The organism is Prosthecobacter gellanilyticus, assembly GCF_007992435.1.
GTDB classification, from domain to species: Bacteria; Verrucomicrobiota; Verrucomicrobiia; order Verrucomicrobiales; family Verrucomicrobiaceae; genus Prosthecobacter; species Prosthecobacter gellanilyticus.
The window spans coordinates 113,668-136,364 of sequence record NZ_BKAG01000002.1 but is presented as its reverse complement, the minus strand read 5'-3'; the positions used below and the strand labels follow the sequence as shown (position 1 = coordinate 136,364).

The 22,697-nt window shown below is 60.1% G+C and carries 16 protein-coding genes; 7 read left to right on the top strand and 9 right to left on the bottom strand.

Annotated elements, in window-relative coordinates; genetic code table 11:
- Positions 1 to 16 precede the first annotated feature (16 nt).
- From BGE01nite_RS01990 to BGE01nite_RS01965, 6 genes are all read right to left on the bottom strand, one after another.
- A complete protein-coding gene (locus tag BGE01nite_RS01990) occupies positions 17 to 1,087 on the bottom strand; it encodes an A/G-specific adenine glycosylase (RefSeq protein ID WP_146848588.1) in 1,071 nt (356 codons plus the stop codon).
- 217 nt (positions 1,088 to 1,304) lie between these two features.
- Positions 1,305 to 4,094 (bottom strand): alanine--tRNA ligase, encoded by a 2,790-nt coding sequence (gene alaS, locus BGE01nite_RS01985; protein WP_146848587.1) that lies wholly within the window; start codon positions 4,092 to 4,094, stop codon positions 1,305 to 1,307.
- Between the two features lie 204 nt (positions 4,095 to 4,298).
- Positions 4,299 to 5,375, bottom strand: coding sequence for an SAM-dependent methyltransferase (locus BGE01nite_RS01980; protein ID WP_146848586.1), 1,077 nt, complete (start codon positions 5,373 to 5,375; stop codon positions 4,299 to 4,301).
- Positions 5,376 to 5,380: 5 nt separating this feature from the next.
- Positions 5,381 to 6,391, bottom strand: a complete 1,011-nt coding sequence (locus tag BGE01nite_RS01975; protein ID WP_174770031.1) for a methyltransferase — start codon at positions 6,389 to 6,391, stop codon at positions 5,381 to 5,383.
- A 78-nt stretch (positions 6,392 to 6,469) separates the two neighbouring features.
- A complete protein-coding gene (locus BGE01nite_RS01970; RefSeq protein WP_146848585.1) occupies positions 6,470 to 7,222 on the bottom strand; it encodes a hypothetical protein in 753 nt (250 codons plus the stop codon).
- A complete protein-coding gene (locus BGE01nite_RS01965; protein ID WP_146848584.1) occupies positions 7,219 to 9,711 on the bottom strand; it encodes a patatin-like phospholipase family protein in 2,493 nt (830 codons plus the stop codon). The genes BGE01nite_RS01970 and BGE01nite_RS01965 overlap by 4 nt, the downstream gene beginning before the upstream one ends.
- Positions 9,712 to 9,872: 161 nt before the next feature.
- Between BGE01nite_RS01965 and BGE01nite_RS01960 the strand changes: the two genes are divergently transcribed.
- Both BGE01nite_RS01960 and BGE01nite_RS01955 read left to right on the top strand, forming a co-directional pair.
- Positions 9,873 to 11,318 carry a Gfo/Idh/MocA family protein gene (locus BGE01nite_RS01960; protein WP_146848583.1) on the top strand — a complete coding sequence of 482 codons (1,446 nt, stop codon included), beginning with the start codon at positions 9,873 to 9,875 and terminating at the stop codon, positions 11,316 to 11,318.
- 76 nt (positions 11,319 to 11,394) lie between these two features.
- Positions 11,395 to 12,072, top strand: coding sequence for a 3-keto-disaccharide hydrolase (locus BGE01nite_RS01955; RefSeq protein ID WP_146848582.1), 678 nt, complete (start codon positions 11,395 to 11,397; stop codon positions 12,070 to 12,072).
- A 62-nt stretch (positions 12,073 to 12,134) separates the two neighbouring features.
- On the opposite strand, the gene BGE01nite_RS01950 is transcribed toward BGE01nite_RS01955, so the two are convergent.
- Together BGE01nite_RS01950 and BGE01nite_RS01945 are read right to left on the bottom strand one after the other, a co-directional pair.
- Positions 12,135 to 14,429 (bottom strand): hybrid sensor histidine kinase/response regulator, encoded by a 2,295-nt coding sequence (locus BGE01nite_RS01950; protein WP_146848581.1) that lies wholly within the window; start codon positions 14,427 to 14,429, stop codon positions 12,135 to 12,137.
- A 120-nt stretch (positions 14,430 to 14,549) separates the two neighbouring features.
- Positions 14,550 to 16,241 (bottom strand): cation:proton antiporter domain-containing protein, encoded by a 1,692-nt coding sequence (locus tag BGE01nite_RS01945; protein WP_146848580.1) that lies wholly within the window; start codon positions 16,239 to 16,241, stop codon positions 14,550 to 14,552.
- Positions 16,242 to 16,473: 232 nt separating this feature from the next.
- Between BGE01nite_RS01945 and BGE01nite_RS01940 the strand changes: the two genes are divergently transcribed.
- The 4 genes from BGE01nite_RS01940 to BGE01nite_RS01925 all read left to right on the top strand — a co-directional run bounded on the left by BGE01nite_RS01940 (position 16,474) and on the right by BGE01nite_RS01925 (position 21,440).
- The gene (locus tag BGE01nite_RS01940) at positions 16,474 to 17,484 is read left to right on the top strand and encodes an AAA family ATPase (RefSeq protein WP_146848767.1); all 1,011 of its coding nucleotides are present in this window, start codon (positions 16,474 to 16,476) and stop codon (positions 17,482 to 17,484) included.
- A 36-nt stretch (positions 17,485 to 17,520) separates the two neighbouring features.
- Positions 17,521 to 18,468 carry a L,D-transpeptidase gene (locus tag BGE01nite_RS01935; RefSeq protein ID WP_170266525.1) on the top strand — a complete coding sequence of 316 codons (948 nt, stop codon included), beginning with the start codon at positions 17,521 to 17,523 and terminating at the stop codon, positions 18,466 to 18,468.
- Positions 18,469 to 18,603: 135 nt separating this feature from the next.
- Positions 18,604 to 19,980, top strand: coding sequence for an alkaline phosphatase family protein (locus tag BGE01nite_RS01930; protein WP_146848578.1), 1,377 nt, complete (start codon positions 18,604 to 18,606; stop codon positions 19,978 to 19,980).
- Positions 19,981 to 20,111: 131 nt separating this feature from the next.
- Entirely contained in the window at positions 20,112 to 21,440 is a 1,329-nt protein-coding gene (locus tag BGE01nite_RS01925; protein ID WP_170266524.1) for an alginate export family protein, read from the top strand.
- 17 nt (positions 21,441 to 21,457) lie between these two features.
- On the opposite strand, the gene BGE01nite_RS01920 is transcribed toward BGE01nite_RS01925, so the two are convergent.
- Entirely contained in the window at positions 21,458 to 22,000 is a 543-nt protein-coding gene (locus BGE01nite_RS01920; protein WP_146848576.1) for a hypothetical protein, read from the bottom strand.
- A 97-nt stretch (positions 22,001 to 22,097) separates the two neighbouring features.
- Here BGE01nite_RS01920 and BGE01nite_RS01915 point away from each other — a divergent pair, with 97 nt between their 5' ends.
- Positions 22,098 to 22,616, top strand: a complete 519-nt coding sequence (locus BGE01nite_RS01915) for a gluconokinase (protein ID WP_218032875.1) — start codon at positions 22,098 to 22,100, stop codon at positions 22,614 to 22,616.
- The last annotated feature ends 81 nt before the right edge of the window (positions 22,617 to 22,697 follow it).

Here is a 22,697-nt window from a genome sequence, read left to right as displayed (position 1 = left end):
ACGGTCGTCCTACATTTTACTCCAAACGAAACTCGCCGGAGGAGGCGAGCAGGCGCTCCAGGGCACGGCGATAGGGGCTGGGCATGGGGAGGGCGGAGAGCTCGTCCAGCGGGATGAGTCGATGGCTCTCGGGCCATGTCTGGGTGGGCTTTCCGGGGACTTCGTGGACCCAGAGGGTGACTTTGTAGCGGGTGATGCCGTAGGTGGTCTTCAGCAGCACAGAGGGTGGTTTGACGGAGAACTCTTCGGGCAAGGCAGGCAGCTTCCACAGGCCAGTGCGGCGGCTGCCGGTCTCCTGCTCCAGTAGGATCCCCTGCCCTGTGCGCAGGAAGAAGACGCGCTCGGTCACTTCGGTGATCTCGGGACGTGCGCCTTTCACGGGCAAGGTTTCAGGTTCATCGGCGAGGCAGTGATGATGCACGGGACAGGCATCGCAGACAGGTTTCGCGGGTTTGCAGATGGTCTGGCCGAGCTCCATCAAGGCGGAGTTCAAGGCACGCGGATCCTCGGTGGCCTGAACGAGTTCTTTGGCGCGGTCCCAAAGACGTTTGATGCCTGGCGTGGAGTCGACGGGCGTGGCGTCGTTGTCGAGACGCGAAAGGACACGCGCGATGTTGCCATCGACGATGGGTTCGGCCAAACCAAAAGCGAAACTGCTGATGGCACCCGCAGTGTAAGGGCCGATACCGGGGAGGCTGCGGATCACTTCGGGATCACGTGGAAACAAGCCGCCGTGGTCGCTGACGATGACCTGGGCCAGCTTGTGCAGATTGCGGGCGCGGCGGTAGTAGCCGAGGCCTTGCCAGGCACCTAACACCTCGCTTTCGGAGGCTGCGGCGAGAGTTTGGAAGTTCGGGAACTTTTCCATCCAGCGCGCGTAGAAGCCGCGATCCAGCACGGTGGCGATCTGCGTCTGCTGGAGCATGATCTCCGAGACCAGCACGGCATACGGATCATGGGTGCGGCGCCAGGGGTAGTCTTTGCCTTCCTTGCGAAACCAGGTCACGAGGTCTGCGGTGAGCGCCGCTGCGCCTTCAGCTTGGGCGGGCTTTTGTTGAGCGGACTTGGAAGGCTTGGGGGTGGGCACGGAGGCGGCGGGCGAGGTGCGTGATCTTGGCCGGAAATGCGCGAGCTTCCATCCGAAAGGTGGAAATGATTTTCGGACCGGGTGGGCGCAACACAACTGTCTGCGCACAACACATCTTCGTTTTAGGAAGGTGCTGCGTGCGCACGAGAGCGGCGTCGCCGAGGCAAGGGTGCCCTTGCCTCTCTGCCGCCGCACTCCGGGACGCTTCGCGACTTCGTTAGCCTACAAGCTTGCGAGCTTCGGCGAGGGCTGCATCCACCTTGGACACGTCCTTGCCGCCGCCGCGGGCGAAGTCGGGTTTGCCCCCGCCTTTGCCGCCAACGATGGGGGCGATGGTCTGGATGATCTTGCCGGCCTGGACCTTGGCTTGATGATCCTTGGCGACGTTCGCCATGAGGGTGACGTTGCCGCCACCGGTGGCTGCGAGCACGATGACACCGTTGAACTGGCCTTTGAGGGCATCATTCACGGCCATGGCGTAGTCAGCATCGACATCGCCAAGATTGACGACGATGGCGTTGTTCTCGGCACCGGCGAGGAGTTCCTTGGCCTTGCCGGAGGCTTCGCGCTGCTGGGCGGCCTTGAGGGCTTTCTCGAGTTCCTTCTGCTGGGAGAGAAGCTGGTCGAGCTTCTTCTCGAGATCGGCAGCGCCTTGAGCGCTGACCTTGCCAGCGAGCAGCTTGAGCAGGTCGGCATCGGCACGAGCGGCGTTGTAGGCTTCGAGTCCAGCGACGGCTTCGATACGGCGCTGCCCGGCGGCAATGGCGCTTTCACCTACCAAGCGGAAAAGGCCGATCTCGCCAGTGTGGCGGGTGTGAGTGCCACCGCAAAGCTCCATGCTCCAACCATCGATAGCGTTGGGCTTGCCGCCGATCTGCACGACACGGACGTTCTCTGGATACTTCTCACCGAAGAGTTGCATGATGCCGCTGTTGTTCTTGGCCTCGGCATAGGGGATCTCGCTCCAGGACACAGGATCATTCGCGAGGACGCGCTCGTTCACCAGACGCTCAATATCAGAGAGCTGAGCAGGGGTCAAAGCGGCGCTATTGAAGTCGAACGTAAGCTTGTCTGCAGTGACATTGGAGCCCTTTTGCGTGGCATCCTGGCTGACGACTTCATGAAGCGCCCAGTGCAGGATATGCGTGGCTGTGTGATGACGCTCGATGGCATGACGGCGCGCAGCGTCCACCTCCACAGTGACAGAGGCACCGACAGCTGGCGCTTCATCATCCTTCATGAAGTGCAGCCAGATATTGCCCGCCTTCGTGGTCGAGGAAATGGGAAAGGTGTTCGCACCAATGATCAGCAGACCGCCATCACCGGTCTGACCGCCCATTTCGGCATAACAAACACTGCGATCAAGAATCACCGCAGTCTGGTCTTTTCCCTCCTTGTCCTTCACAGAAAGGACTTCAAGCACCCTGGCCTCGTTCTTCAGTTCTTCGTAACCGAGAAACTGGGTTGCTTCCTTAGTCTCGATCTCGCTGAGGGACACAGTCCTCTTGTTACCCTTGCTGTCCGCAGCGCTGCGATCTTTCTGCTCCTGCATGAGCTTGTCAAAGACAGCCTTGTCCACCTTCAAGCCGCGCTCGCGGGCCAGCAACTCAGTCAGATCGAAGGGGAAGCCGTAGGTATCGTAGAGCTGGAAGGAATCCGCGCCGCTGATGTCGCCGCCTTTGGCAGCTTTTTCAAAAAGCTCGATGCCTTTGTCGAGGGTGCGGTTGAAGCTCTCCTCCTCCATCTTTAGCACGTTTTTCACCTGCTCCTTTTTCACGCGAAGCTCGGGGAAGACATCGCCCATGTGAGCAGCGAGGACGTCGACAAGTTTGTAGAAGAAGGGTTCCTTGCCGGAGAATCCGAGGGTGCGGCCATACTTCACGGCGCGGCGGAGGATGCGGCGGAGGGTGTAGTTGCGGTCGCTGTTGCCGGGCTGGATGCCATCGGCAATGGAGAAGCTGAGGGTGCGGAGGTGGTCGGCGATGACGCGGAAGGCGACGTCGATCTTTTCCTGCTCGCTGACGGGGATGACGTGTCCCTGCTCGTTGGGCTTTGGCAGCGTGCTCTGGTAGTGCTTGCCGCTGAGCTTGGTCAGTTCATCGAAGATCGGCTTGAAGACATCGGTGTCGTAGTTGCTGATCTTGGCATTCTCGAAGTCGGTGAAGTTCTTCGTGCCCTGGATGATGGAGGTAAGGCGCTCGAAGCCCATGCCGGTGTCCACGTGCTGCGCGGGCAGCGGGGTGAAGGTGCCGTCCGGGTTGGCATTGTACTGAATGAAAACGTTGTTCCAGATCTCGATGCAGCTCGCATCGCTGCCGTTGACGAGCTTGGCACCTTCGCGCTGGCGCTCTTCGCTGAGCTCGATGGGGCCGGGGGTGAGGTCGATGTGGATCTCGGTGCACGGACCGCAGGGACCGGTGTCGGCCATCATCCAGAAGTTGTCCTTCTTGTTGCCGTTGACGATGTGGATGTCGGGATCGAGACCGACGGAGCGAAACTTCTCGGCCCAGAGGTTCCAGCTCTCTTCATCGCGATCAGCGGGATCTCCCTTCTCTTTGTTAGGCTGGTAGATGGTGGCGAAGACGCGGCTCGGGGGGAACTTGAAGCGTTCGACGATCAATTCCCAGGACCAGGAGATGGCTTCCTTTTTGAAGTAGTCGCCAAAGGACCAGTTCCCCAGCATCTCAAAGAAGGTGTGGTGATAGGTATCGAGGCCGACGTCCTCGAGGTCGTTGTGCTTGCCACCGGCGCGGATGCACTTCTGGGTGTCAGCAGCACGAGTTGGCAGGCCTTTGGCGAGAACACCGGGCCAGGTGTCCACATCTGCGCTGCGCTCGCCGAGGAAGATGGGCACGAACTGGTTCATGCCGGCGTTCGTGAAGATGCGCGCGCCGTCGCGGCTGGTGTAGCCGACGTTGTCGCTGGGCACGATGGTGTGCTGCTTCGACTTGAAGAAGTCGAGGAAGGTCTGGCGGATCTGGGCGGCGGTAGGAACGACGGCGGACATGAGAGGGCGAGAAAAGGGCGCGGAGTATGGAGGGGACGGCGAAGCCGTCAACGGGGGGAGTGGGGAGCAGGCTCCATCGCCCTCGTAGAACGAGTTTTCCAACTCGTTCTCTCCCGGCCGCCTGCGCTCACCCAATCCGAACGAACTGGAAAGTTCGTTCTACGATTCAAACGAACTGGAAAGTTCGTTTTACGTGGCCCGCGTCTACCGCCTCTTCTCAAGGAAGAGGGTGAACTCGTGGCGGTTGTAGGTGAGGTGGGTCTGGGCGAAGAGGCGGAGACCGGCTTCGGTGGCAGTCTGGACGATGCGGCGGAAGAGGGCGCAGGGCTCGTCGACGGTCTCAATGCGCGGGACTTTGAGGGTGAAGACCACCAACCCGCCGGGCTTCAGGGGGCCGGAGAGGCGGATGATGTGGTCGATCGACTCTTCGGGCGGGCCGTTAAGGTCGGAGAGCATGGCATCGTAGTAAGCCTTTGGCGCTGGCTCGTATTCCGCGACATCCACGTGCGCAAATTTCAGGCCGGGACGGTTGTTCAGGCGCTTGTCTAGCGGGGCTTTGTCGATGGCCGTCACGAATTGACCACGGGAGAGCAGCTCCGAGGTCATACCGCCGGGGCAGGCGCCGAGTTCCAGCCAGTGGCTGCGCTCGGGCATGGCCGGGCGATACATGAGGAGGTAGTGCAGGGCCTCGGCGATCTTCGCGCCGGCACGGCTGATGGTGTCCGGGGAATCCTGATCGATGTACTTGCTGCCGCCGGGGTAGAAACCATTGCTGGCACGCGGACTCTGCATGCCGCAGAAGAGGCCTTCCTTTCCAACAACGCAGAAGAGAGTCTCCGATCCTGGATTTTGCGCTTCGACGGTGCCTGCGGTGAGCTTGGGAAAGAGGGTGAGCAAGCGCCCACGCAAGTTCGAGGCGAGGCCGCGATAGTAGGGGTCCGGCGAAGTGGGATTCAGCAGGCCGACGAAGATGCCCTGGGGTGAGCGATCGCCAAATTTCTTCAGCAGGGTCTGAGCGGCTTTCTCGATGAAGCCGTCCATCTTCTGCGGGTTGCAGGGCCAGGAGTGATCCAGGGGCAAGTTCCAGCGCGCAAACTTCGCGGCTTCGGACTGCTGGATGAGCTTGGGAGTCGTGGTCTTGATGGAGTAGAAATCCAGGCCTAACCGCGTGTGTGACGTCGCACCAAAGCGTGCGAGCACCTCTTTGGCGATGCCTTCAAAGATTTCAGGAATGCGCACGAGCCAGGCTGCAGGCGCAGGAGTTGAGACAGGATCAGACATGAATGTTACTTGATACCAATGACCATGGAATCCGGGCCGACGAGATGCTCGACGCGGCAGTCTTTGAAGCCTGCCTCCTGCATCCAGCCGATGCAGTCCGCGCCGCTGTAATCAAAGCCGCCGGGGGTCTCGATGAGCATGTTCAGGCTCATGAGCAGGCCAAAGGCGTTCTGGCGACGGTCGTCGTCAATGATGGCATCATAGACGACCACGGCACCGCCCTCAGGCAAGGCAGCGTAGGCTTTGCGAAGAAGCATCTGCTTTGCTTCGAGATCCCAGTCATGGAGGATGTGGCCGAAGAGGAGCACGTCAGCTTGAGGGAGCTCATCGGTGAAGAAGCTGCCGGCCTGGAAGGAGACACGATCTGCGAGGCCGAGACCTGCGACGTAGTCTGTGAAGATGGGGCCGACCTCCGGGAGATCGTAACCGATGCCTTTCACGTGCGGCTGCGCGAGAGCGATCTGCGAAACGAGGTCTCCCTGAGCGGTGCCAATGTCCGCGCAGGTGCTGTAGTTTGCCCACGGAAACTGGCGCGCGATAGCCATGTTCGCCCCACGGCTCACACCTGACATGGCGCGCAAGAACTCACGCAGCCGTGCCGGATCGGCATAGACGATGGCGAAGGGATCCTGACCGCCGCCTTTGGTTTCGTTTTGCGGTGAGCCGGTGTGCAGGGCTTCCGTCAAGCCGCCCCAGAAGGGGTAGAGACGATGGTTCGACATCTCGAGGATGCCACCGATGTAGGAAGGCTTGGCTTTATCGAGGAAGACTTCCGTGTCGGGGGTGTTGCGATAGGTGCCATCGTCATCGCGAAGCAGGAAGCCGAGGGCGACGAGTGCATCGAGGAAATCGCGAGCGCCACGAGGGTGCAGTTTGAGGCGCGATTGAAGATCGGCGAGGTTCCCAGGCTGCTGGGCGAGATGCGTGAAGATCTCCAGTTCCACGGCGGTGAGCAGCGCCTTGGAGTTCCAGAAGGCGAGGCCGGTTTGCAGGATATGTTCGGGGGTCGGAGGCATGGCAGCGAAGGCGGACCCCATCGCGGCAAAGCGGTGGGATGTCACCTGCAAATGCGCGGGAGGCCTGATCACAAGGCTTCACGTGTCTTCGGGCACCGGGTGGCGCCAGTTTCCGTCAGGCGTGAAGAAGCGCACCGGCAGGATGGCCAGGGACGCCACGGCAAAGGCGTAGCCGTTTTGAATCAACAGGCCGGAATGCAGGCCTCCCATCCACCAGAATCCGACGACTCCGCCCAACAGCATGAGCACTCCCATCAGACAGCGCCAGAAGGCAGGAAGGGTATCATAAGTGGACTGGGTCAGCTCCGCGTATCCCAGCAGCACAAAGACGAGGAAAAGTGCCATCCATTTCACCGTGGCCGCAGTGGCCAGCAGCTTGGGCAGGAACGGGATCCAGCCCGGCGCCCGGTAGATGGCCGCCAGCAGCTCGAAGTTTTCCACCACGTCCAGCAAGGCACCCAGGATGACCAAGCCGATCTGCAAGGAGCGCAAGGCACCCTTTTTCTGCCGGAGCACCAGCAGGATGAAAAGCGAGGCATAACCAACGATGAAGGCAAAATCCCATTGGGTGATGGCGGTGGCGACATCGCGGTCATGCCTGCCACTTTTCAAATGCGGCGGCAGAAGTTTGTCGATGCCCTCCTGCCCGCCTGCGAGGCCCAGGGCCACGATGGGGCTGGTGCCGCCGTAGTCGAAGCCGAGGTCCTGGAGGCGTATCATGGAGCGGCTCCAGTCTGCCTCTCCCCGCATGATCAGCGTGGTCACGAGTGTGATGAGCCAGGCCACGATGGTGAGCCAGAAGATGGGCTTCAGGGAGGATCGCGTGCTCATGGGTTTCCCGGGGCCGGTTCTGTCTTGCCTGACTTTGGTGAGATGAATGTCTTCAACAGATCGCGATTGAGCTGCTGGGGCTTCACCAGGTATTCGGCTGATGCCGAGCCTGGATTGACGATGGGCTGCATGGTCGGCGGAGGTGCGGCCACGGGAGCGGGGAGATCCGTCGTTTGCGGTGGAACCAATTGTTGTTGGGCCATGATGGCGGTTTGCGGCAGGATCTCCTTGGTTTGCAGCATGGTGCTCACCGCTTCGCGCGCGGAGCTGTCGATCTGGGCAATCTCGCTGGGGCGCAGGTGCCAGGAAAGGGGTGCCTTCATCATGTCCGCAGGAATGAAGAACCAGTCGGCAAAGCGCTGCAGTATTCCCCGCTGATCGTTTTCAGTCGGAGGCATCGGAGTCTTGGGCAGCAAGCGCACGTGGCGAATGAAGGGCCTGCCGGGAGGCCGCTGGTATTTGGACTCCAGTTCCAGCTGCCAGCGCAGGCTGAACTGGGCCAGCAACTGACCGGCGTAAGCGGACTGACTGCTATTGCGGACATGCATCATCGTGAGGCCTGGAGAGAGCACGTCATAGAGAGCCCCCTGGGATGTCCGGCCAAGGTCCACAGGGGTGAGACGCATGGGGTCGGCTGGCGGTGCAGGAAAAGCGGCGAGTTCGATGACCATGACCTCGTCCGGCAGTTCACGGCCGGCCTTGCTCAGCGTGGTGAGGGCTTCGTCCAGCCACTCCAGAGCACCGACCATGCCGCTGTTCTCAAAGTAACCGCCATCCACGGCATGATGCAGGCTGCCACCCACTGGAAAGACACCGGCATTCTCTGTGCCGGGGAGGATGAGGCCGTTGCCCTTGCCATCGGAGATGGCGGGACGTGCAGCGGGACTGATCAGAGGAAAGGTGGCGGAAAGCCTGGCCGCGGTGAGCATGGGAATGTCCGCGATGTAGCGCTCCGTGAACTCGAAGTTGCCCGCTCTTGGCGGTTGCAAATAGCCTAGCGGGCTGCGCGGGCTGGTGGAGATGGCCATGCGCTCGCCAGTCTCGACGATGGTCGAATTAAAGATCAAGGCAGGCCTAACTAATTTTAACGCGTCAGCCGCCCATCTTTCCAGGGTGGCGTGCTCCAGACCTCCGAAGCCATACAGAAGCTCGGCATTCTCCGCCCAGGCATACTCCAGCATGCGGCCACGATCATTGAAGAGCATCTCCTCCGAGGTGAAGGCGGAGGGAAAGGTGGCGCGAAGCAGGTCTTTTTTCACCATGCCCACCACGGCCTCGGTCAGACTGCTCGCGGAGGCGGCCTTCGCAGCGTTGTCGAGATCGGGAGCGCTGGGATTCATGCCCACAGCATAGGCATAGTGAAGAGCGCCCACGCTGCCTCCGGAAACACCGCTGATGAGTCTGACCGAGTCATGAAAGCCTGGGCTGCCCGCCGCGGCCATCTGCACCTCGAGCTGCTCCAGAACTCGTGTGGTCCAGGCTGCGGACTGAATGCCGCCGCCAGCGGTGGAGACGATCACCAGCGGACGGTGTTCCTCAATGCTTTTCTCCACGATGCCGGCTGGGGTCGGCAACGCTGGCGCGGATGGGGCACGAGGCAGCACCGGATAGTAGTGATCACTCTCGCGCCAAAGGTTGGTGAAGGTGCAGTAAGCGACGATGCCGGCCATCAAGGGCACCCGATGACGATCCAGAATGAAGGCCACACTGCTCAGCAAGAGGGAGAGCACGCAAATGAGCAACAGCAGCGAGGCGAGCGGATGGATCACCCCCTCATCTACGACAAGGAAGATGATGACCAGCAGACTGCCGTAGGCGAGCACGCTGAGGTGGCCGTCCGCCAGCGTCACGTTCGTGAATGAGAAAGGCTTGTCTTTGTCTCGCAACTCGATCAGCCCGGGTGATTTGCAAAGGCCGTTGGAGACCAGGAAACTCAGAATATCAGCTGGCCAGCCATGGCGCAGGTCGACCAGCTTCCGCTCGATCCTTCCCAGCCCTGCCCGCATAATGATGCCGCAGCAGGCACCGGCGATGAGTCCTTTGAGCAGCATGGGCCAGAGCTCCCTGTTCGAGGCGCGCAGCACGACGACCATGTTCAACAGCACGGCGATGGAAGCGATCCAGTTCCAGGCCCTCACCATGCCCGGCTTCAGTGTATCCACAGGTGCGTCAAAACGAATGTCCCCATGCATGTCCACCAGCTTCCGCTGATGAATGAGACAGCCGACGGTGATGACCAGGGAGAAGCCGATGATCAGGGCGCCAGGAAGCGTGCGGGCATCGTAAGCCCCCAGCACCGAGGTGCGCAGAGGGCCGCAGGCCAGCAAGGGCAGCAACAGCATTGCCAGCAGGCCGATGCAGGCCACGCGAGTCAGATACAGGTAGTGCAGGACATTCAGCAGATGATACCCGATGAAGCCCAAGGGCCTCGGCAATCGGGCGAGGCTGAACACCGCGCGGCGAATGATCGAAGTGGGGGCTGTCTTCATGGAGGACAATAACTCAAAGAGCTGCCCAAGTTACAGCATCAAGCCGACCTGCAAATCGTGAATCCACCTGCGATGATTCCCTTCCCTGCCCTGCCGACAAGATTGACCCACCCGCTATGATCTCCGTAAGGCTGACGAAGCGTGATCGTATATGAAGAGCCATGACCAACCGCCGCCGCTTCCTCACCCAATCCGTCGCCGCATCCACCGGCGTGTTCTACATCGCCAAAACCTCCTGGGCGCAGAAAAGCCCGGGCGACACGATCAACATGGCCGTCATCGGCTTTGGCGGACGCGGAGGCAGCCACATCAGCGGCTACAACAAACTGAAGAGTGACGGCGTGAAGGTGGCCGCGCTGTGTGATGTGGACAGCAATGTGCTGAACAAGCATGTGCAGAATTTCGACAAGGAGGGCAACAAGGTCGTGGGCTACAGCGACATGCGCCGTCTCTTTGAAAACAAGGATATCGATGCGGTGAGCATCGCCACGCCGAACCACTGGCATGCGCTGGCCACGATCTGGGCCGTGCAGGCGGGCAAGGATGTGTATGTGGAGAAGCCTGTGTCTCACTGTGTGTGGGAAGGCCGGCAGATGGTGAAGGCGGCGCGCAAGTATAACAAGATTGTGCAAACTGGCACGCAGAGCCGTTCCAGCCGCAAAGGCATCGGCGAGGCGGTGAAGTGGGTGCAGGGAGGCAATCTCGGCAAGATCCTGCTCTCACGCGGTCTGTGCTACAAGCGCCGCGCGAGCATCGGCAAGGCCGAGGGTGAGCAGAAGATCCCGGACACGATTGACTATGATCTCTGGTGCGGCCCGAGTCCGAAGACGGCGCTGACCCGCAAGAAGCTGCACTATGACTGGCACTGGACCTGGGCCTATGGAAACGGCGACCTCGGCAACCAGGGCATCCATCAGATGGACATCGCGCGCTGGTTCCTCGGTGAGATGGAGCTGTCTCCGAGCGTGTGGAGCGTGGGTGGCCGTCTGGGTTATGAAGACGATGGCGAAACCGCGAACACGCAGATCATTTACCACGGCTACGAAAAGGCTCCGATGATCTTTGAAGTCCGCGGCCTGCCGGAGAAAACGGACAGCAAGAACATGGACAAGTTCAAGGGCGCCGGTGTGGGTGTGATCGTGGAGTGTGAAGGTGGCTATGTGGTAGTGCCGAACTATTCCAGTGCCATCGCCTACGACAAGGATGGCAAGGAGATCAAGAAGTTCGAAGGCAGCGAGGACCATTTCAAAAACTTCATCAATGCCTGTCGCAGCCGACGTGTGGATGATCTGCATGCGGACATTTTAGAGGGGCATCTTTCCAGCGCGCTCTGCCACACGGGGAACATCAGTCATCGCTTGGGGCAAAAGGCGGCTTCGGGAGAGATCCTGGAGAAGATCAAGGGAGACAGCTTTGCGGCCGACACCTTTGAGCGCATGAAGGAGCATCTCGGCAAGAACGATGTGGATGTGGAGAAGGACAAGCTGACGCTCGGCCCTGTGCTGAAGATGAACGGCAAAGAGGAGCGCTTCATCGACAACGATGCGGCGAATGACATGCTCAAGAACAAGTATCGCGAGCCGTTTGTGGTGCCGGAGATCAGTTGATCTCCCTGCCCTGGGTTCTCGTTTCCTCAAAAATCACCGCCAGACGCGGCGGTGATGCCACGTTGATAGCGCCCCTATGTTTAGAACTACCTTCCTTTTCGCCGCCCTTCTCACCCTGGCCATGCCTCTCGTCGCCGAGGATGGGTTCACCCCGCTCTTTGATGGCAAAACCCTCACCGGCTGGGAGCAGCACAGCGGCGCTGCCGAGTATCGTGTGCAGGATGGCGCCGTGGTGGGCAAGACGGTGCCGAACACGGGCAACTCCTTCCTGTGCACGGCGAAGAAGTATTCGAACTTCATCCTGGAACTCGAGTTCAAGGTCGATCCGTCGATGAACTCGGGCATCCAGTTCCGCAGCAACTACTACACTCAGGAGACTGAGGTGGAGATCGCCGGCAAGAAGAAGAAATTCCCGGCTGATCGTGTGCACGGCTATCAGTTTGAGATCGACCCGAGCGCACGCGCCTACACGGGCGGTGTGTATGATGAAGGCCGCCGTGGCTGGCTTTTTGACCTGAAGAACAACGAGGCCGCCCGCAAGGCCTTCAAGCAGGGTGAGTGGAACACGGCCCGCATCGAGTGCCGTGGCAACAGCATTAAGACCTTCATTAACGGGGTGGCTGCGGCTGACCTAACCGATGACATGACCAAGGAAGGTGTCATCGCCCTGCAGGTGCATGGCATCGGCAAGAAGACCGAGGCCGTGGGCAAGGAAGTAATGTGGAGAAACATCAAGATTCAGGAGCTGAAGTAACTCTTTCCACAAAGATTTGATGCCGCCAGATCTCCGGTCTGGCGGCATTGTCATTTTCAAGACTACGCGCCGGTGTGAATTAACTGCAAGGCGCGACGGATCTCGCTGAACTGCGCGGGCTTGATGAGATGGGCCACGAAGCCTGCCTTCAGGGAGTTTTGCATGTCCAGTTCCGTGCCAAAGCCGCTGAAGGCGATGCCGCGAAGGCCATGCCGCTCGCGCAAGAGATCCATGAGCTCATGACCGGTGCCATCTGGCAGGCCGAGGTCGGAGAGCACGGCATCAAACTCAGCTTCACCGGCCTGAGCGACCGCGTCAGCCTTGGTTCCCACACCGACCACCGAGTGCCCCTCGCGCTTGAGGAGGCGGCAGAGGACCTGCAGGGTTGGATCATGGTCCTCCACGACGAGGAGGCGCATGGCGATCAGGCCATCTGATGAGGGCTGGCCAAGATCCTCTGGGGGAGCCTCAGACAGGGCGGCACTCTGGACAACTCCGGACAGGACCACGGTGAAGCGGGCGCCCTTTCCTGGCCCGGCACTGGAAGCTGAAATGCAGCCGCCATGAAGTGTGATGACCGCCTTGGCGATGGCGAGGCCCAGGCCAAGACCTGGAGAGCGCGGCTCAAGTGAAATAGGGCCCTGCTCAAAGGGCTCGAAGATGCTGGCCTCCATGCCAGGCTCCAAGCCGATGCCCTCGTCCTCAACTTCGATGCACAACTCGTCATGGTTGTCCGAGGTGCGCACTTGGATGCGGCGTCCGGCCGGGGAGAATTTGATGCCGTTCAGCAAGAGGTTCCAAAACACCTGCTGGAGGCGTGTGGGGTCACCCGCGAGACATGCTTTTGAGGCCCGGAGATCCAGGCAGATTTCGATGCGTTTCTCACGGGCTTCGTCCCGCACCATCTCCGCCACGTGCCTCAGCAGTGAATGCACATCACAGGGTTCACTGCGCAGCGAAAGCTTTCCACGGGTGATGCGGGTGATATCCAGGAGGTCGTCAATCAAGCGGGCCTCCAGGGAGATGTTACGCTCGATCATCCGAAGTTGCTGACGAACCTCCGGAGGGAGGGTGGGATCGTCCTTCAGTTCCGCAGCCGTCATGAGCACCGGGGTCAGCGGGGTCCGCAGCTCGTGGGAAAGCTGCGCGATGAAGGCATCCTTGGCAGCGGAGGCGGTGCGGGCGGCAGCCTCGCTTTCCTTCAGGCTTGCTTCAGCCTTCTTGCTCGCCGTGATGTCAAAGGTGGCTCCATCAAAGCGAATGGCGGTGCCATCTTCCGCATAAAAGGTGCGCCCCACGGCGCGGATCCATTTCACCTCGCCACGCTTCGGCGACACGGTGCGATACTCGACGTCATAACGTGTCTTGTGGGCGATGGAGTGCTCGATGGAGACGCGGACACGCTCCCGGTCATCCGGGTGCATGATGGAGTAGAACAGATCAATGTTCACCCTGGCATCCGCCGGCAGCCAGAAGTGCTCTTTCACCACGGTGTCCCACTCCAGCTCGTCAAAGGGCAGATCACAGAACCAATAACCGACTTCAGCGACGTCTTTGACGAGTTCCGTGCGTTGTGTGGACAGGTGCAGGGCTTCCTCAGCGCGCTTGTACTCGGTGATGTCCTGAACGGTGCCGCGCAGTCCGATGACACGGCCATGATCGCCCTTCACCGCCTCGCCGCGAGCGGTGACCCAGATCTTTTTCCCAGCACAGAAGGCTTCGATCTCGAGCTGGTAGCCCGTGCCTGTTTTCACGGCGTTCTGCACCGCTTCATTCAGGCGCACCCAGACTTCCTCGGGATAAAAGACGCCCCGCTGATCCTTGAAGGCCGGCATGGGATCCCTGGCCGGATCCAGGCCGTAAATGCGGTAAAGCTCATCAGAACCACGGGTCACATCCGTGCTCGCATCCCAATCCCAGCTGCCGATGTGGGAGAGATGCTGGGCCTCGCGCAGCAGGCGCGCCTGCTCCATGAGCGAATGCTCGCGCTCCCGACGCTCCTCAAGCTCAGCCTCCAGCTTGTCACGCCAGCGGTGAAACCGCTCTCCCAAGATGATGATGATGACCGCCACCGAACCGGCAAAGATCATGGACAGGGAGGCGCGGCCGTGGTCGATGCCAGAATCTGCTGAAACATACAGAAGGGCCGTGACGACAAAACCCGTCAGGGAGGCCACAAGAGCAGCCTGCCAGCGGCAGAAACGAGCCGCGACAGCCACACCTGCCAGCAAGATCAGAAATGGCAGCCGTCCGCCCAACCAAGGATGCAAAAGCACCCGGATAACCACAGACGCCAGGACGACGAACAGAGCCACGCCAAGAAACTTCCAGGGAGCGTGGACGCGTGGACGTGGCATAAGGTGATCAGAAGCCGTGGCAGCTGCTTAAAGTTGTCAACACCACCGTATCGGCGGGCATCGCGCCATCAAGAAAAATTGGAGGTGATGAAACGGCCCGCCGGAACAAGCGCGGACACATCACTCCTCCCCCTGCATCACGATGGCCTGATCCACGATGGCGCGGCTGGCCTCGAGTTCATCATTCACGACGGCGGTGGCCCCAAGACGCTTCAGGCGCTCCACGTCCGAGGCAAAGCGTGCACGGGCAAGGATGGGGATGTCCTCCCGCTGATGCCTGACGAGCGCGATGCCATCGGCAGTGACGGTCGCATCCGGGAAGGTGAAGGCCACAAGGCGTGCCTCACGCAGGCGTGAAAGCTCCCAAGTCTCCTCATGTGCTGCATCCGCGAAGAGCACGGGCTGGCCCTGACGTTTCAAGGAACGCACGGTCTCGGCATTCAGGTCGATGACGAGGGTCTTGATGCCTTGATCGAGGAGGGATTTGTTCAGCTTCTCACCGACGGGGCCGTGGCCCACGATGATGGCATGCTCCGAAAGCCCCTTGATGCGCTGGCGGAGGATGTCTGACTCAGGCAGCTTCATTTTGCGGCGGCCCCAGCCGAGCTTTTCCAGGCGGATGCCCAGAGGTTCACCACCGCGCATGAGCGCCGGGAGGAGGCCCATGCTGAGGGCAGCACTGCCAATGAGGATCTGCTGTATGTCAGCGCTCCACAGCCCTGCCGGGCCAGCTTTTTGCAATAGGACCAGCGAGAACTCCCCTGCACTGCTGAGGCCGATGCCGGCCATGAGCGCCTGACGATGCACCAATCCCAAACGACGTGCGATGACCGTGATGAGCGTGGTCTTGATGAGCATCAAAGAGGCCGTGAGAAGCAGCAGAACCTGCCAGTGCCGAAGGGCTGCGGCGACATCGACCATCAGGCCCACGGAAACGAAGAAGATGGTCAGGAACAGGTCCTTGATGGGCATCACGTCCGCATGGATGCGCGGCTTGTAGATGGACTCACTGACGGCAAGACCCGCCACAAAAGCGCCCAAGGCGAGGCCGAGCTGGAGCATGCCGCCGATGAAGGCCAAACCGACGCAGCAACCAACCACACTCAGAGTGAAGAGCTCACGGTTGCGAGTGCGTGTGACGGCATGAAGCAGGCCGGGAATGAGCCAGCGTGCACAGACACCGGCCACGACGACGAACAGGCCGCCGCGCCAGGCTAGCGAGCCCATGCGTGAGAGCATGGAGACATCCTCATGATGTCCTGGCTCAGGCAGCAACAAAGGCAGCACCAGGAAGAAGAGGATGATGAAGAGATCCTGGAAGATGGCCACGGCCAGGGCCATGCGCGCACCGGGACTGCTTTCCTGCCCCAGATCCTGGAAGGTCTTCAGGCTCACCGCAGTGGAGCTCATGGTCAGAGCCACCGCCACCAGCACGGCGGCCGTGCCGCTGAAGCCGCAGGCCAAGGCCACGCCACCTGCGACGAGTGCACACGAGCCCATCTGCCAGCCACCGCCGAAAAGGGCCAGACGGTGCACATATTTCAAATCACTCAGGGAGAACTCGAGACCGAGCGTGAACATGAGCAGCATCACCCCGAACTCTGACATCTGGGAGATGCCCTCCTGCATGTTCGCACCACCGAGCGCTCCAAGGATGCCGCTGTTCGCAATGATCACGCCGCAGAGAAAGTAACCTGCCAGAAGGGACTGCTGGAGACGCAGCAGAAGCAGGGACATCAGCACCACGCCCACAAGCATGAGGGCGAGGAGGACAAAAAGCGGGGGAAGTGCGGAGGCAGCAGCAATCATCATTCGGTAGAAAAAGGGGCGGACCGGGGGAGAACAGTTTTTTGCACTTCGGGTTAGATTTGCCCTTCGTCATCCAGATTTCGTCATTGGGATTGCCGTTTCATGCATTCTGCGCTCCCATCGGGACCGCATGACTTCCGAATCTCCGCCTGATCTGCCGTCGCCCTACGCGCCATCGCCAGCCGTGCCCTCCTATGCTCCCCCGGTCGAGCCTTCTTATGCGGCCCCACCAGCGATGCCTGCGCCGGAAGCGGCACCTGCCGAGACGATCTATGCGCCGCCTGTGTCTCCAACCCAGCGCTGCATGCAAATTACGCAGGCGATTCGTGCCGCGATCGAGCAGGTCTTCGTCGGCCAGACGGAAGTGATTCACCAATGTCTCGCCGCTCTGCTGGCTGGCGGACATGTGCTGCTGGAAGGCAAGCCAGGCCTGGGCAAAACGCACCTTGTGCTCGCGCTGAGCCGCACCTTTGGGGCGCAGTTCCGGCGCATCCAGTTCACGCCGGACCTTATGCCTTCGGATGTCACGGGCCACACACTCTTTGACCTGGGCTCGCAGAGCTTCCGGGTGCGCCAGGGGCCGATCTTCACACAGCTCTTGCTGGCGGATGAAATCAACCGCGCCCCGGCCAAGACCCAGTCTTCTCTTCTCGAGGTGATGCAGGAAGCCCAGGTGACGATCGATGGTGAGAGCCATGCGCTGACGCCTCCCTTCATGACCTTTGCCACGCAGAACCCGATCGAGCAGGAAGGCACTTATCCCCTGCCCGAGGCGCAGCTCGACCGTTTCCTGCTGAAGGTGCAGATCGACTATCCTTCGGCGGCTCAAGAGTCCTGGATCGTGCGCGCCACCTCCTCCGCGGCAGGTGGTCGTGGCTTGTCACCCAATCATGTCGGCCAGATCTGCTCCACCGCGGACATTCTGGAATTGCAGCAGGAAGCCGCAGCCGTCGAGGCTGTGGAAAGCGTGGTGAACTACGCTGTTGCCATCACGCGCGCCACACGCGCTCATGGTGCCATCGCTCTCGGTGCGGGCACGCGCGGAGCCATCTCGCTGGTGCGTGTGGCCAAGGCCTATGCGCTCATGGAAGGACGGACGTACATCACGCCAGGTGATGTGAAGCGCGCCAGCCTGCCGGTGCTGCGCCACCGCATCACCCTCACGCCTGAAGTGTCCATCTCCGGCCAGACGGTCGATCAAGTGCTGGACAGCGTGCTGCGCAGTGTCGAAGCCCCACGCGCCTAACACCTTATGCGTTTCGTAAGGTTCATTCTCCCGTTTTTGCTCCTGACCCTGGGTGTCCATGCCCAGGACACCGGCCCGAAAGAAGACGCCACAGGGGTGCCAAAAGACCAGGGCACGATCCTGCAGCTCCAGATTTTTTTGGACAAACATTTGTTCGGCCCAGGCAAGCTGGACGGAGCCGTCGGTGAGTTCACCTACAAGGCGGTGGTGAACTACAACTATGCCACAGGCCATCGCGACATCTACAACTGGCAGCATGTCCTGGCCGCGGCGGCGAAAGAGGTTCCGGTGATGTATGCCTCCTTTAAAATCCGGCCGGATCTGATGCAGCACATCAATCCCGAGCTTCCAGAAAAGCCGGAGGAGCAGGTAAAGTTTCCTGCCATGGCGTATCGCAGCATCGTGGAACTGGTGGCGGAGCGTTTTCACACGGATGAAACCTTCCTGGCGAAGCTGAATCCCGACAAGAAGATGGAGAGCCTGAAGGTCGGTGACAGCGTGGTGGTGCCTAACATCAGGTCTTTCCGCATTGAGGAGGTCAAACCTCTCGCGAGCTACAAGGCGGACCCGGTGCTGAGCAAGAACACCATTGTCATCGATACAACCGAGCGCATCGCCGTGGTGTATGGACCCGGGGAGAAGTTCCTGGCGGCTTTCCCCATCACCCCAGGCAAGCCGGAGTTCATCCCGGTCGGGAACTGGTCGGTGAAGACGATCCTGAACACGCCGACCTTCCGCTATGACAAGCAGTTCCTGGAGGCAGGTGTGCGTGGTGAAGAAGCCTATCAGCTCCCTCCAGGGCCTAACAGTCCCGTGGGAATCATCTGGTGCGGGATCAGCAAGAGCGGCATCGGCCTGCATGGCACGGCATCACCGCGCACCATCGGCCGCAGTCGCAGCGCGGGATGCGTGCGCTTCGCCAATTGGGATGCGATCCGGCTGCCGACGTTGATTCGTCCCGGGTCGCCGGTGATTGTGAGGTGACCAGGTTGGCGAAGTTATGCGCTTTCAACATGCATGAGACGCGCCTGTGGAGCTTTGAAACATGCTCGTCGTCGCAGGTGGAATGTATAAGCTTCCTTGACCTTTGACGACATGGCCTCTTGACTGAGGACTTCCATGATCCGCACTGCCATCCTGAACGTCGTCGGCCTGACGCCCCGCCTCATCGGCGAGCACACGCCGAAGATCCGTGCCTTCATGGAGCGGCAGAACAGCACGCTGATCGAGCCGGTGGTGCCAGCAGTGACCTGCACGGCGCAGGCCACGTATGTGACCGGCAAGATGCCGCGGGAGCACGGCATCGTGGCGAATGGCTGGTATGACCGTGACTATGCGGAGCATCGCTTCTGGAAGCAGCCAGAGCAGCTGGTACAGGGGGAAAAGCTCTGGGACATGCTGCGCAAGCAGGATCGCGAGTTCACCTGCGCGAAGGTCTTCTGGTGGTACAACATGCACAGCACCGCTGACTTCGCCGTCACACCACGCCCGCTGTATCTTAGTGATGGCAGCAAGGTCTTTGACATCCACACGCAGCCGATGGGCATGCGGGAGCGGATGAAGCGTGACCTGGGTGAGTTTCCCTTCATGCACTTCTGGGGGCCTGCCTCAGGCATCCAGTCCTCTGAATGGATCGCCGCGAGTGCGAAGTGGATCGAGGAAAAGCACTGGCCCACGCTGAGCCTCGTGTATCTGCCGCATCTGGACTACAACCTGCAGCGCGTGGGTTTGAAGATGGATCTCATCCGTGATGATCTGCGCCAGATCGATGACGTGGTCGGTGACCTGATCAGCTTCTATGAGAAGCGGGACATCCAGGTGGTGATCCTGTCTGAATACGGCATCACGGATGTGGATCGCCCCGTGCATCTGAACCGTGTGTTTCGCGAGAAGGGCTGGCTCTCGATCAAGGATGAGGTCGGTCTGGAGACGCTGGATCAAGGAGGCTCACGGGCCTTCGCGATTGCGGACCATCAGCTGGCGCATGTGTATGTGAATGATCCGAGCATCCTGGATGAAGTGCGTGCGGTGCTGGAGCAAACACCGGGTGTGCAGCAAGTGCTCGGCAAGGTGGAGAAGAGCTACGCACGGCTGGATCATGCGCGCAGTGGTGACTTGATCGCGATCGCGGATGAGCGGAGCTGGTTCACTTATTACTACTGGCAGGACGACGCCAAGGCGCCGGACTTCGCGCGCTGCGTGGATATTCACCGCAAATGTGGTTATGATCCGGTGGAGCTGTTTGTGGATCCGAAGATCAAGCATCCGAAGCTGAAGATGGGGATGACGCTGGCGAAGAAGAAGCTGGGCTTCCGCTATCTGATGGATGTGATCCCGCTGGATGCCACGCTTGTGAAGGGCAGTCATGGCCGGGTGCCGGAGGACAAGCGGGACTGGCCGGTGCTCATCGGCGGATTCAAAGCGCTGCCACAGAGCAGCCCGGTGCGGGCGGATCAGGTTTGCGGGCATCTGCTGGAGCTTTGCTCGGGGAAGTAGGGCGTGGTCCCTGGTGCCCGGAAGGAAGACTCACGTCTTTCCTCTACACGGCGTGACTCATGCCGGATTGCGATACAATGCATAACAAGAGTCTATTTTCGTTTTGCGGAGGCCGTGGGCAAAACCATGACATGCGGCTACGCCAATTGCTCATTCCCGGATACCTCATTTCTTCAGCACTCCTTTACGGTGGAGAACCTACAGCTCCGCCCGTGGTGCTGCCACCGACCCTCGACAAAGTGCAGTTCACCTTTCATGCGCGTGTGCGTGGTGAGTACCGTGAGAACGTCTTCGACTTCAACAAAAAGAACGACGCACTGACGGATGACAGCTGGATCCTGCATCGCATCCGCCTTGGCATCGAGTGGCAGCCGACCGACTGGCTGCATGTGACGGTGCAGGGACAGGATGTGCGCGAGTCTTTCTCCGACCGTCCAGACGTGCCACTGCAGCAAGGTGCGGAGGGTGATGATGCTTTTGACCTTCGACTGGCATCTCTCGAGTTTGGTGATCCGAAGCATCTCTCGCTCAAACTCGGACGTCAGGTGCTCACGTATGGTGATGAACGTCTGGTGGGCCCGTTGGAATGGCTGAACTTCAGCCGAACCTTTGATGCGGTGAAACTGCACTATCAGGAGAAGGACTGGTGGATTGATGGCTTTGCCTCCAGTGTGGTGCGCCTGCATGAGTCCAAGTTCAACAACTCCGACTGGACTGACACGCAGAACTCACGCCGGCAGATCTTCAGCGGCCTTTACTTCAGTACCACAGCGCTGGATGTGCAGAGCACGGATCTTTATGCGTATCATCTGCATGAGGAAGCACTGGCCGGCAGCACGGACTTCGTGACCCTGGGCACACGCATGAAGGGTGATCCCTTGAAGCTGAGCGGCTGGGACTACATCGTGGAACTCGTGGGCCAGACCGGACAGGTCCGCGGTCAGGATCTGAAGGCTTATGCCTATCATCTTGAGGGCGGCTACAACTGGCTGAGCAATCCCTGGAAGCCACGGCTCGCGCTCGAGTACAGCGCTGGCAGCGGCGATGGTCAGGCGGGTGACGGACAGGTGGGAACCTTCCAGAACCTGTTCCCCACGAACCATCCGCCCTATGGTTTCATGGACACGATGGCCTGGCAAAACATGCACAACCTAGTGCTGCGTCTCGCCGCGCAGCCGCACAAGAAGGTGAAGACCACCCTGGACATGCATGCCTTCTGGCTCGCGGACACGGGTGATGCCTGGTATCGCACCAACGGCACCACCCAGGTGCGCAACATCACGCCAGGTGCCAACAACTACGCGGGCGCGGAGCTGGACTTCACGATCAACGCGAAGCTCACGCAGCATCTCGACATGCTGCTCGGTTACAGCCACTTCTTTGCGGGCTCTTATCTGGATGACACGGGAGCCGGAGATGATGCGGACTTCGCGTATCTGATGCTGACTTTGAACTATTGAGGCCGCTTCGACGTGCCTCACCCCATCATCACTGACACAATCACGCCGATCAGGATCAACAACAAAATCACCAAGAGGATGATCGGCACGACCGACGACTTGTACTTCACGTGAGGTGTGGCGGCGATGATGTCCTTGTATTGAGGAGAAAACACCATGCTCGCCTTGGCACCGATCAGATTCAGAAGAATCATAATGCTAACGATGGTGCCAAGAGGAAATCCAAGCAGGCCAATGATCGATAACGCGACGGAGGGCCAGCGTGCCCAGGAGCGTAGACGACGCAGGCCGTAGGCCAGTATCCCTTGTATCATCGCAACAACCAAGATGACGTTTCCTTCCAGGAAGATTGACTGGTCAGTCTTCCGAATGAATCCTATGACGATGGTCACACCCAGCATTCCCCACAAGACCATGCCCAGATAAAAGAGCGTGCCCACGGACTTCACCGTGGCCTCGGTCTTGATATGCTCTTGCCGGATCGCCTCAGCCTCGGCGTTTCCAGGACGAGAGGCCGACAGTTCGGTGACTTGAGGAGGGGCGTAGGGATTCGTTTCCATGCGGGATTTACCTTATCTATAGAACAAGTGCCGACTGCAAGACATCACCGTGGATTCGTAATTGAAGGACGTCTTATCACTGCGTAACTAGCAGTGTATGTCCAACCCAGCCTCTGCCTCCCCTGCCCCGCGAACCATCATCGTGATGGGAGTCTGCGGATGCGGAAAGACGCTGATCGGGACGAAGATTGCCGAGAAGCTGGGGGGTGTGTTTGAGGACGCGGATCATTTTCACTCGGAAGCAAACAAGACAAAGATGAACCAGGGCATCCCGCTGACGGATGAGGATCGCTGGCCGTGGTATGCGACACTGCGAGCACGCATCGAGGAGATGCGCGGCAAGACACCGGTGTATGTGCTGGCCTGCTCGGCGCTGAAAGCGGTGTATCGTGAAAAACTGCGCGCGGGTGATGATGAGCAGACGCTGGTGTTTGTGCATCTGGAGGGTTCGCGTGAGCTCATCTTTGGGCGCATGTCGGCACGTGAGGGGCACTACATGCCAGTGAGTCTTTTGGACAGCCAGTTTGCCATTTTGGAACCGACGGCGGATCTCCTCTCCGTGTCAATTGAAGGGACGCCGGATGAGATCGTGGAAGAGGCGATGGGGAAGCTGTGAATTTTTAACCGCAGATCACGCAGAGGGGTGCAGATGGTCTGAACGGGAGGCTTTCCTGCCGTGATTCGTCTGCGATCAAAG